10 protein-coding genes are annotated in these 11,072 nt (G+C 65.5%); 1 reads left to right on the forward strand and 9 read right to left on the reverse strand.

Going from position 1 to position 11,072, the window contains the following annotated elements:
• Positions 1–63: 63 nt before the first annotated feature.
• The 9 genes from pafA to ACNQPB_RS19465 form a co-directional block, all read right to left on the reverse strand.
• On the reverse strand, positions 64–1,428 hold the full coding sequence (gene pafA / locus ACNQPB_RS19425; protein ID WP_498754061.1) for a Pup--protein ligase: 1,365 nt from the start codon (positions 1,426–1,428) through the stop codon (positions 64–66).
• Position 1,429: 1 nt separating this feature from the next.
• On the reverse strand, positions 1,430–2,137 hold the full coding sequence (gene prcA, locus ACNQPB_RS19430; protein ID WP_498754063.1) for a proteasome subunit alpha: 708 nt from the start codon (positions 2,135–2,137) through the stop codon (positions 1,430–1,432).
• A 1-nt stretch (position 2,138) separates the two neighbouring features.
• Entirely contained in the window at positions 2,139–2,948 is an 810-nt protein-coding gene (gene prcB, locus ACNQPB_RS19435) for a proteasome subunit beta (RefSeq protein WP_498754064.1), read from the reverse strand.
• A 66-nt stretch (positions 2,949–3,014) separates the two neighbouring features.
• Positions 3,015–3,218 (reverse strand): ubiquitin-like protein Pup, encoded by a 204-nt coding sequence (locus ACNQPB_RS19440; protein ID WP_498754066.1) that lies wholly within the window; start codon positions 3,216–3,218, stop codon positions 3,015–3,017.
• 146 nt (positions 3,219–3,364) lie between these two features.
• Positions 3,365–4,981 (reverse strand): depupylase/deamidase Dop, encoded by a 1,617-nt coding sequence (dop, locus tag ACNQPB_RS19445; protein ID WP_498754067.1) that lies wholly within the window; start codon positions 4,979–4,981, stop codon positions 3,365–3,367.
• A 50-nt stretch (positions 4,982–5,031) separates the two neighbouring features.
• Complete coding sequence (gene arc, locus ACNQPB_RS19450; RefSeq protein ID WP_498754069.1) at positions 5,032–6,837, reverse strand: proteasome ATPase; 1,806 nt, start codon at positions 6,835–6,837, stop codon at positions 5,032–5,034.
• Between the two features lie 99 nt (positions 6,838–6,936).
• Positions 6,937–7,995: a tRNA (adenine-N1)-methyltransferase gene (locus tag ACNQPB_RS19455; protein ID WP_498754070.1), complete on the reverse strand. Its 1,059-nt coding sequence runs from the start codon at positions 7,993–7,995 to the stop codon at positions 6,937–6,939.
• A 107-nt stretch (positions 7,996–8,102) separates the two neighbouring features.
• Positions 8,103–9,272: a site-2 protease family protein gene (locus tag ACNQPB_RS19460; RefSeq protein WP_498754071.1), complete on the reverse strand. Its 1,170-nt coding sequence runs from the start codon at positions 9,270–9,272 to the stop codon at positions 8,103–8,105.
• Positions 9,273–10,001, reverse strand: a complete 729-nt coding sequence (locus ACNQPB_RS19465) for an HAD family hydrolase (RefSeq protein WP_498754072.1) — start codon at positions 9,999–10,001, stop codon at positions 9,273–9,275.
• 142 nt (positions 10,002–10,143) lie between these two features.
• On the opposite strand from ACNQPB_RS19465, the gene ACNQPB_RS19470 reads away from it, so the two are divergent.
• Positions 10,144–11,049 (forward strand): PAC2 family protein, encoded by a 906-nt coding sequence (locus ACNQPB_RS19470; protein WP_498754073.1) that lies wholly within the window; start codon positions 10,144–10,146, stop codon positions 11,047–11,049.
• The last annotated feature ends 23 nt before the right edge of the window (positions 11,050–11,072 follow it).

Consider the following 11,072-nt stretch of genomic DNA (forward strand, 5'->3'; position numbering starts at 1 on the left):
CCGGGCACGCAAGAGTTGACCTGGAAAATGGCCAAGTTCCAGAGTAACGGCAAAAGCTGGGAGTCAGCTCATTGAATCCAGCAATGCGTCCACCCGCTCATCGACACTGCGGAAAGGGTCCTTGCAGAGGATGGTCTGGTGGGCGCGGTCGTTGAGTTTCAGGTGGACCCAGTCCACCGTGTAGTCACGGCCCAGTTCCTGCGCCCGCCGGACGAAGTCTCCCCGCAGCTTGGCGCGGGTGCTCTGCGGCGGCATGTCCACGGCGTCCTTAATGTCCGTCTCCGCCAGCAAACGCCGTGCGGCGCCGCGGGATTGGAGCAGGTAGAACAGGCCGCGCTGCCGCGAGATGTCGTGGTACGTCAGGTCCAGCTGGGCGATCCGGGGCGAGTCAAAGCCTAGGCCATGCCGTTCCATGTATCCGTCCATGAGCTTTTTCTTGATGGCCCAATCAACCTCGGTATCGATCCCGCTGGTACTACCGCTTTCTATGGCATCGAGGGTGCGTTCCCAAAGGTCGAGGATCAGGGGCACGTGCGGATTGTGGGCTCCGTTGCTTTCCACGAATTCGGTGACCTTGGCGAGGTATTCCCGCTGGATTTCCAGGGCGGTCAGCTGGCGGCCGTTGGCAAGCCGGACCAGGGCCTTCCCGCTGAGGTCGTGGGAGATCTCGCGGATGCTCCGGATCGGGTTCTCCATCCGCATGTCCCGCATGATCACGCCGGCTTCGATCATCCGGAGCAGCAGGTCCACGGTGCCGACTTTCAGCAGCGCCGTGGTTTCGGACATGTTGGAGTCGCCCACGATCACGTGGAGCCGGCGGAAGAACTCGGCGTCGGCGTGCGGCTCATCCCGCGTGTTGATGATGGGTCGCGAACGGGTGGTCGCCGAAGAGACGCCTTCCCAGATGTGGTCCGCCCGCTGGGAGAAGGCGAAGGTTGCACCGTGCGGGGTCTTCAGCACCTTGCCGGCGCCGGCGATCAGTTGGCGTGTGACCAGGAACGGGATGAGGATTTCGGCCAGCCTGGAGAACTCCCCCCGCCGCGGGATGAGGTAGTTTTCGTGGCTGCCATAGGAGTTCCCGGCCGAATCGGTGTTGTTCTTGAACAGGTACACCGTGCCGTTGAACCCTTCGGCGGCGAGCCTGCTTTGTGCCTCGTCCACCAGATCGTCCAGGATCAGCTCCCCCGCCCGGTCATGGGCGATCAGCTGGGCCAGGTCGTCGCATTCGGCCGTGGCATATTCCGGGTGGGAACCGACGTCGAGGTAGAGCCGGGACCCGTTGGTGAGGAACACATTGGAGGAACGGCCCCAGCTGACCACTTTGCGGAACAGGTACCGCGCCACCTCTTCCGGTGCGAGCGGGCGGGAATCGGGGCTCGAGTAGGAGATCCCGAACTCGGTTTCAATTCCGAAAATCCTCTTGTCCATGTCAGGCCACCCCTTCCAGCAAGCGAACAATTTCCTCGACCGGAAGCCGCCGGAATGCCCGGCGCGAGCCTCGGCTGCTTTCCGAACCGCGATCGAGCACGGCCGCCTCCACCGCCGTTCCGGGCAAGGCCTCCGCTTCCTTGTCCGCGGCCAGTGCGCGGACCGCAAGCCGGAGCGCACCGGACAGGCTGAGCTCGGCGCTCCAGCCGTCGTCGAGGGCCGCGGAGACCTGCTCGGCCAGGCCACCCATGGCAACAAAGCCGTTGACGTCTGCAATTGAGCCGTCGAAGGTCAGCCGGTACAGGTGGTCGGAGGCCTGGTCCCGGCCTACTTCGGCCACGGCCAGTTCCACTTCAAAGGGCTTCTGCTCGGCGGTGAAGACCGCACCCAGGCTCTGCGCATAGACGCTTGCGAGGCCGCGCGCGGTGACGTCTTCGCGGTCATAGGAATAACCGCGGACATCCGCGTAGCGCACGCCGGCCTGCCGGAGGCTCTCGAATTCGTTGTACTTGCCCACTGCGGCGAAGGCGATCTTGTCGTAAATCTCGCCGATCTTGTGCAGCGAGGGGGAAGGGTTTTCGGCGACGAGGGCGATTCCGTCGGCGCAGCTGATCACGACCACCGAACGGCCCCGGGCAATTCCCTTCCGCGCGAAATCCGCGCGGTCCTTCATCAGCTGTTCGGGCGAAACGTAGAACTGCTGGGTCATGTCAGGCCTCCCTTCCTTCGATGGTGCGCGAGTTGGCGATCCGCCCGGCGATTTCGGCCAGCTCGCGGTCCGGCACCCTGCGGGCGCCCGCGCTGTTTACGGTATACACCACCGGCCAGAGCTGCCGGACCGGGTCCGGCCCGCCCGTGGCGGAGTCGTCGTCGGCGGCGTCATAGAGAGCCTCGACCGCGACGGCGACCGCCTCGCTTTCGGAAAGGTTGGGGCGCCACAGCTTCTTGAGGGCGCCCCGGGCGAAGACCGAACCCGAGCCCACGGAGTGGTGTTCCTGTTCCTCGTAGCGGCCGCCGGTGACGTCGTAGGAGAACAGCCGCCCGAGCTGAGCCACTTGATCGAAACCGGCGAACAGCGGGACCACGGCCATGCCCTGCATCGCCATGGGCAGATTGCTGCGGATCATGGCGCCGAGGCGGTTGGCCTTGCCGTCCAGGCTGAGCAGCGTGCCTTCGATCTTTTCGTAATGCTCCAGTTCCACCTGGAAGAGCTTGGTGATGTCTATGGCCAGGCCGGCGGTGCCGGCTATGCCCAGCACGGAGTAGCTGTCGGCAGGAAACACCTTCTCGATATGCCTGCTCGCGATCACGTTGCCCATGGTGGCCCGCCGGTCCCCCGCCATCAGGACCCCGCCCGGGTAGGCCAGGGCGACGATCGTTGTGGCGTGGGGTGCCTGCGGAATCTGGCCGGCGGGGAGCAACTGGCTGCCGGGCAGGAGTTCAGGTCTTGAGCGCTGCAGATACTCGGTGAATGACGACGTTGCCTGGGTGGCCGGGAAGCCGGCCCTTAGCTCGTGCACTGGTGCGCTCCTTCGACGATGACATCCGGCCCCGGCGCCGGCCGGGAGTGGTTGGGGTCCTTGCCGCTATTGGCCGCCCTTTTGCACGAATGCGCGGACGAACTCCTCGGCGTTGGATTCAAGGACGCCGTCGATCTCGTCCAACAGGTCGTCCACGCCCTGGGTGGCTGCCGATGCCTGGGCCTCGGGTGCAGCCGGAGGTGCCTCGGGTACCGCGTCCTCGACCTCGGTGTCCCGGGACTGCGGCTGTTGTTGTTCCTGGGCTGCCATGACCCTCTCCATTCTCTTTGCCCCCTGAACGACGGCTCCGGACTGGAACTGCCGCAGGGACCCTGTAATGCCATATTGCCACGGTGCGGGCGGCCTCGCTGCTGTTTTGACGCGGGCGTTTCCCTGCGCCCCGGGAGGCCGCGGTTTCAGGCCCGCGGACCCGGCGGCGGACCAAGCAGTTCGCCGAGGAAGCCTTCTGCCGTGCTGTGCCTCCGGAAGAGCTCACCGGTGAGGGATTCGGTGCCGCGCAGCGGCTCCCGGGTGGGCACGCGCTGCAGTTTCCCGATGCCCGGGACGTCGAAGATGACGGAATCCCAGCTGGCCCCGACCACCTGCTTGCCGAAGGTCGAGACGCACTTTCCGCGGAAAAACGCCCGGGTGTCGGAAGGCGGCTCGACGACGGCACGGGCGATCGCGCCGTCGTCGACAATGCGCTGCATCCGTTCCCGTGCAAGCATCCGGTAGTACAGCCCCTTTTCGGGCCGGATGTCGGACCACTGGAGGTCGACGAGTCCCAGCCGTGCGTCTCCCCATTCGAGGCCGTCGCGCCTCCGGTACCCCTCAAGAAGGGCCAGCTTAGCGAGCCATTCCACGGAAGGTGCGGCAGCCGGCGGGTTGGAGCCGAGCAGGGTGAGTACCGACTCCCAATGCTCCAGCACGGCCTTTGTGTGTCCGTCGCCGCTGTCTGCATCCGAGACTCCGGTCTCCTGGGCAAGCTTGGCGGCGGCCTCGTAGTAGATCCACTGGATGTCCAGCGCGGTGACCCGGCGGCCGTCCAGCAGGCGGTGGGTGCCGGTGAGCGAGGTGTCGTGGCTGACTTCCTGCAGCGCCCCCACCGGTTCGTGGACCTCGATCCTTGGAGCCTGCCCCGCCTCGATCAGGCTCAGCACCATGGCGGTGGTACCGAACTTGAGGTAGTTGGAGGCCTGGCTCAGGTTGGCGTCACCGATGATGACATGCAGCCGCCGGTATTTGTCGGCGGTGGCGTGCGGTTCGTCGCGGGTGTTGATGATCGGCCGGCGGATGGTGGTTTCAAGCCCGACTTCCGCTTCGAAGAAGTCCGCCCGCTGGCTGATCTGGTAGCCGGGCCGGGAACCGTCCTGGCCCAGTCCCACGCGTCCGGCGCCGCAGATGATCTGCCGGGTGATGAAGAACGGAGTAAGGCCCCGGACGATGTCTCCGAAGGGAACGGACCGCGGCATCAGGTAGTTTTCATGCGAGCCGTAGGAGACGGATTTATTGTCCGTGTTGTTCTTGTAGAGGTTGATCGGCGGAAGCTCCGGATCGGCCGCCAGTTTCCGCACTGCGGCCAGCGCCACGAGGTCTCCTGCGGCGTCCCAGGTGACGGCGGCGAGCGGGTTGGTTACCTCCGGGCTCGAATATTCCGGGTGGGCGTGGTCCACGTAGAGGCGGGCGCCGTTGCCGAGGACCATGTTCATCAGCAAGGATCCGGCCTCGTCCGAACCGTCGGTCTCCAGTTCCTGGCGACCGTAGGCGAGGGCCACTGCTTCGGCGTCAAGCACCGGAGGCTGGTCCGTCAATTGGCTGGGGTCGGCCATGCTGCGTTCCAGGGTCCAGCCGCGGGCGTCGTGCAGGGGCTCCTCGTCCGTGTAGTCCCAACGGGTTTCCGCTCCTCCGGCGGTCTTCTGCCGAGTGAGCTGGGCGTAGGCCTGGATGACCCGGGCAGACATCATGGTGGCATTCGCGCCCGGGGCGGACGGGGCGTGGATACCGTATTCCGTCTCCGAGCCCATGACGCGCATGGCTCCCCCTGCCGGCAGCTCGCTGCCAGGCAGGGCATCCCTTCCCGGCGTCACAGGTACTGGCCGGTGTTCGGGGTCGTCTCGATCGACTTCCCGGGCTCCTGGCCGGCCTTGCCCTGGACAATGGTGCGGATGTAGGTGATCCGTTCACCCTTCTTCCCGGAAATCCGTGCCCAGTCGTCCGGGTTCGTCGTGTTGGGCATGTCCTCGTGCTCGCGGAATTCGTCGACGACGGCGCGGAGCAGGTGGTCGATCCGCAGGCCCTTCTGCCCGCTTGTGAGGAGATCCTTGATGGCGTACTTCTTGGCGCGGTCGACGACGTTCTGGATCACAGCACCCGAATTGAAGTCCTTGAAGTACAGCATTTCGGTGTCCCCGTTGGCGTAGGTCACCTCGAGGTATTCGTTGGACTTCTCGGTGGAGTACATCGCCTCCACCGTGCGCTGGACCATGGCGTCAACCGTCGCCTGCACATCGCCGCCGTGCTCGGCCAGGTCGTTCGGATGGAACGGCAGGTCCGTGGTGATGTACTTGGCGAAGATGTCCGCGGCGGCTTCAGCGTCCGGGCGCTGGATCTTGACCTTGACGTCCAGGCGGCCGGGCCGCAAGATGGCGGGGTCGATCATGTCCTCGCGGTTGGATGCACCGATCACAATGACGTTGTCCAAGCGCTCCACGCCGTCGATTTCACTGAGCAGCTGCGGCACAATGGTGGTTTCGACGTCGGAGGACACCCCGGTACCGCGGGTGCGGAACAGCGAATCCATTTCGTCGAAGAAGACCACCACGGGACTGCCATCGGACGCCTTCTCCCGCGCCCTGGCGAAGATCAGCCGGATGTGGCGTTCGGTCTCACCGACGTACTTGTCCAGCAGTTCCGGGCCCTTGATATTGAGGAAGTAGCTCTGCAGCTCGGCGTTACCTGCCCGCTCCCCTGCCCGGGCCGCCAGGGAGTTGGCAACGGCTTTGGCGATCAGGGTCTTGCCGCAGCCGGGAGGGCCGTAAAGCAGGATGCCCTTGGGGGCCTTGAGTCCGTGCTCGCGGTAGAGATCGGGGTGCAGGAAAGGAAGCTCGACGGCGTCGCGGATCTGTTCGATCTGCGGCCCCAGGCCGCCAATGTCCTCATAGGTGATGTCCGGGACTTCTTCCAGGACCAGGTTTTCGACTTCCGCCCGGGGAACTTTCTCCAGGACGTAGCCGGTGCGCGAATCCAGGGACAAGGCGTCGCCGACGCGCAGGGATTCCCTTTGCAGGGCGCCCGAGAGCCGGACCACCCGTTCCTCGTCGGCGCGGCCGACAACCAGGGCCCGGTCATGGCCCAGTTTTTCCTTCAGGGTCACGAGTTCGCCGGCCCGTTCGTAGCCCAGGGCCATGACCACCAGGAGGGCTTCGTTCAGCAGGACTTCCTGGCCCACGGCCAGCTGGTTAACGTTCACCAGCGGGCTGATGCCGACGCGCATTTTCCGGCCCGCGTTGAAGATGTCCACGGATTCCTCCGTGGCGGCCTGGCCCGAATTGCCGGCAGTTGCCTGGCGGCGCGGATTGATCTGCAGAATCGTTCCGAAGCTGTACGGCGGCTGGCCGTCCTGTTCGAGGGCGCTCTTGAGCCGGACGATTTCGGCCTTGGCCGTCTCCAGCATGGTCACGAGCTTGCTGTTGTTCTGGGTAGCCGCCGCAAGTTGCCGGTCGATGTGCCGGAGCTTGTCACGAAGGATGTTGATCTGCCGCTCGGCGACTGTCAGCTCGCCTTCGCCCTGCTTCGGTCCAATGGCGGACAAGCCGCGTTCCACTGTGCCTTCCGCCCCTGCGGAGGACTCTTCCGGTGTCAGTCCGAAATCGTTGTTCGTGGTATCCACGAAGCATCAGCCCCTTCCTGCGTCTATAGATAGACCTTAGCCCTCAAAAGGCCCGGGAAGGCTCTGACATCCGGAATGCGGACCAGTTTGTGATCTTCCCTAGCCCTCCTGGGCCGGCGCATCCTTGACGTTGGTGCCGGCGATGGCATCGCGGGCTGCGCGGCGGAGTTTCTTGTCGGAAACCGCGCGTTCCCCGACTGCGCCGGGGGTCCAGGCGTTCAGGTCTTCTTCGCTGAATTCGGTCTTCGAGGGGCGCCGTTTCGTGGAGATGCCCGTGACGCCGGCGGCCAGCCGGCGGGTGACCAACAGGAATCCGGTGTGTGCCACCATCCGGTGATCCGGCCGCACGGCAAGCCCCTCCAGATGCCAGCCGCGGACCATGGATTCCCAGGCATCGGGCTCGGTGAAGCGCCCGTCGGCCCTGATCGCCTCTGCGGTGCGGGAGAGCTGGGTGACAGTGGCAACGTAGTTGATCCAGACGCCGCCGGGAGCAAGCACCGTGGCGACGGCGTCGAGGCATTCCCAGGGGGCGAGCATGTCCAGCACCACGCGGTCCACCGACCCGGGCGCTTCGCTGCGGACCACTTCTTCCTGGAAGTCGCCCAGCGAGATTTTCCAGGCCGGATGCGCCCCGCCGAAGATGGTTTCGACGTTGCCACGGGCGATGTCGGCGAATTCCTCGCGGCGTTCGAAGGAGTGGAGGTAACCGGCGTCACCCACTGCGCGCAGCAGGGAGATGGAGAGCGCACCGGAGCCAACACCGGCTTCCACCACGCGGGCGCCAGGGAAGATATCGGCCATGGTGACGATCTGGCCGGCGTCCTTGGGGTAGACCACGGCTGCACCGCGCGGCATCGAAAGCACGAAGTCGGAGAGCAGCGGGCGGAGGGTCTGGTACTGCTGGCCGATGTTGTTTGACACCACCGAACCGTCCACCTTGCCGATGATTTCGTCGTGGTTCAGGAAACCGCGGTGGGTGTGGAAGGCGCCGCCCTCTTCGAGGGTGATGGTGTTCATGCGGCCGCGTTCATCCGTGAGCTGGACACGCTCGCCGACGCGGAACGGTCCGCGCCGGCGCGCCGCTCCCGTCGCCTGGCCCGCCGAAGTGTCCGCGCCGGTCGCCACAGTGCTGTTCTTGGCGGCGGTTTCGCTGCTCATGGATGTGTTCCTCGCTTTTGTAAGGCTGGGGCCGTCGATCGTCGCCGCGATGCGCGGCAGGTGTCCGGATTAATTCATGGCCGGCAGGTAACTCTACCGGGAAGGTGCTAGGCGCGCCCGCTCCGGCGGGGATCTTTACCTGTAATGGCGCTCACTACGGCCTGCTGGCGGAGCAGCCCTGTCACTGCGCCTGAGTCGTCCACGACGGCGTATTCGCCGCCCTCCAGACGGGCCAGGTACTGGATGAGCTCCTGTCCGCCGGCGTTCCAGGGAACGTAAGCGCCCGGCGCCAGGGCCGCGGCGACCGCCGTGACCGGCGTCGTCGCCTGTTGTGCGGGTGGTACCGCCAGTGCTGAGGAGGGAACCACCCATGCCCTGGGGCGGCCGTCCGGATCCTGCACGACGACGGCGGGCCGGCCTTCCGGGGACAACCGCAGCGCGTCTGCCACGCTGACGGTGTCCGGCACGCCGACGGCGGGTTCGGCCAGGGCGCCGGCGTTGACGAAGCGGAGGCGGCTGCGCATGGTGGCCTGGTTGATGGCCGCCGATGCGCCTACCCAGAGGAAACCGCAGACCAGGACGGTGATGGTCGTCTGAGCGAAGTCCAGCCTGGCGCCGCGCAGCCAGGGCAGCACAATGAAACCCGCGAGCAAAGCGATGGCGATCACCCGGCCGGTCCAGCCCGCGGCGATGGTGCCTTTTTCCTGGCTTCCTGTGGCCTTCCAGACAGCGGACTCCACCAAGCGTCCGCCGTCCAGCGGCAGGCCGGGGAGCACGTTGAAGATGCCGATCAGGAAGTTGACCCACATCATGATGTTCACCAAGCTGTCTGCCACCCCGGAGAATGCATGGGTCGCTACGAGCAGCCAAGCTGCGCCCGCAAGGACGAAGTTGGCCGCAGGCCCGGCAAGGGCCACGATGACTGAACGGCCAGGAGACGCGGTGAAGGTTTGGAATTGCGTGTGGCCGCCCCAGAGATTCAGCACGATCCTGTCCGTGGGCCAGCCGAAAAGCCTGGCGCTGAAGGCGTGGGCCAGCTCATGTACCAAAACAGAAAATGCCAACAGCACGGCGTAGGCGAAGGCGACCAGGTAGGCGGTCATTCCCAGGCCCGGAGTGCTGGCCTGCAACACCGGCCCGTTGGTGATCACAATGAAGATCGCAATCACAAACCACGAATAGGCGAGGTACACCGGGATGCCGGCGATCCTGCCAAGCGGGATGCCGTCCTTTCTCCCCCTGCGCGCGCTGTGGTTCGCTGTACCGCCGCTGTCCACCTAGTTCGCTCCCTCAAGAAGGGCACCGGGTCCGGCCAGGCGCGCACGGTCTGCGACAAGTTGTTCAAGTTCGGCGACGGTGCGCCCGGCAAGGGTATCCCACGTGGTGCGGCGGATGTCTTCCGGCAGCGGCATCTGATGCGGAATCCCCACTGTTACGACGCCGGAGGCCAAGGCTGAGGCAACACCCGGGACGGAATCCTCCAGGGCGACGCAGTGGTCGATGGTCAGTTCGGGGTCGGAGAGGCGCAGGCGCTCGACCGCGGCCAGGTACGCTTCGGGGTGCGGTTTGCCTTGGCTGACCGAGTCCCCGGTGATCAGGAATTCGAAATACGGCTTGGGGAGGCTGGCCACAACCTCGCGCGCCAAGGGACCCTCCGACATTGTCACCAGCGCGCAGCGCACGCCGGCCACATGGAGTTCCTCCAGCAGTTCGCGCGCGCCCGGCCGCCAGGGCACCTCCCGTTTGATGCTCTCGATCACCTGCGCGCTGAGCGTGTCGATGATCTCGCGCTTTTCCATCTGCACCCCGGCGTCCTGCAGAATGCCCGCAGAGTGCGTCAAGGACTGACCTACCAGCTGCATGGCCTTTTCATGGGACCACCGCCCGCCGTGGGCTTCCACCAGTGCGTGCTCCGCAGCGATCCAGTAGGGCTCGGTGTCCACCAGGGTGCCATCCATGTCCCAGAGGGCGGCTTTCAGGCGGGGCTGGGAAGGGGTGGCATGCATATGCTCCAGTCTACGTGCCACCGTGCCCGGCTCCGGCCATCGCCTGCGGCCCGCCGGGTGCTCCCGTGGGGCCGGGAAGTGCCGTGCCGCTGCGGCGTGTGATGCCATGCACAGCCGGGCCGCTTCGACGTAGGGTGAGGGAATGAACAGTTTGGACGGAGACCGCGACGGACAGGACACGCCCCGGGAAGCCGAGCACCTCCTGCAGCCCGTGCAGGAAGGCAAGCGCATCACCGTAATGCTTGCTGCCTTTGAAGGCTGGAACGATGCCGGCGAGGCCGCAAGCGATGCATTGCGCTACCTGAACAAGCTGTGGCAGGGCAAGAAGGTGGCAACGGTCGATGCCGATGACTATTACGATTTCCAGTTCACCCGGCCCACGGTCCGCCGCACCGCTTCGGGAGAACGCCGGGTCAAGTGGCCCAGCACCCGCCTGTACCGGGCGAGCATCCCGGAAAGCAATGTGGACGTGGTGGTCGTGCTGGGCACGGAGCCATCCTACCGGTGGCGTGCTTATACCACGGAGCTGCTTGTCCATGCTGAGTCACAGAAGGTGGACTATGTGGTGTTGCTCGGTGCGCTCCTTGCGGATGTTCCGCACAGCCGGCCGATTCCGGTCAGCACTACGACAGAAGACAACGCTTTGCGGCACCGCCTGAATCTTGAGGCCAGCCAATACGAGGGCCCGGTGGGCATCGTCGGCGTGCTGGCCGAATTCGCGATGCTGGCGGGCCTTCCCACCTTGTCCTTGTGGGCGGCAGTTCCGCACTACGTGTCCCAGGCGCCGTCCCCGAAGGCCCAACTGGCGATACTGCACAAGGTGGAAGACCTGCTGCAGCTGCCGCTTGACACCCAGTCCCTGGCGGAAGACGCCGAGGCCTGGGAACGCGGCGTCAATGAACTCGCCACCGACGATCCGGAAATCGCCGCGTACGTCCGGCAACTGGAAGAGGCCAAGGACACGGCGGACCTCCCGGAAGCCACGGGAGAGTCCATTGCGAGGGAGTTCGAGCGCTACCTCAAGCGCCGCGGCAAGGGAAAATCCTAGGCAACGAAAATCCCCGCCCGGTT

Source organism: Curtobacterium sp. LFS079 (genome assembly GCF_047977865.1).
In the GTDB taxonomy this organism is placed as follows: Bacteria; Actinomycetota; Actinomycetes; order Actinomycetales; family Micrococcaceae; genus Arthrobacter.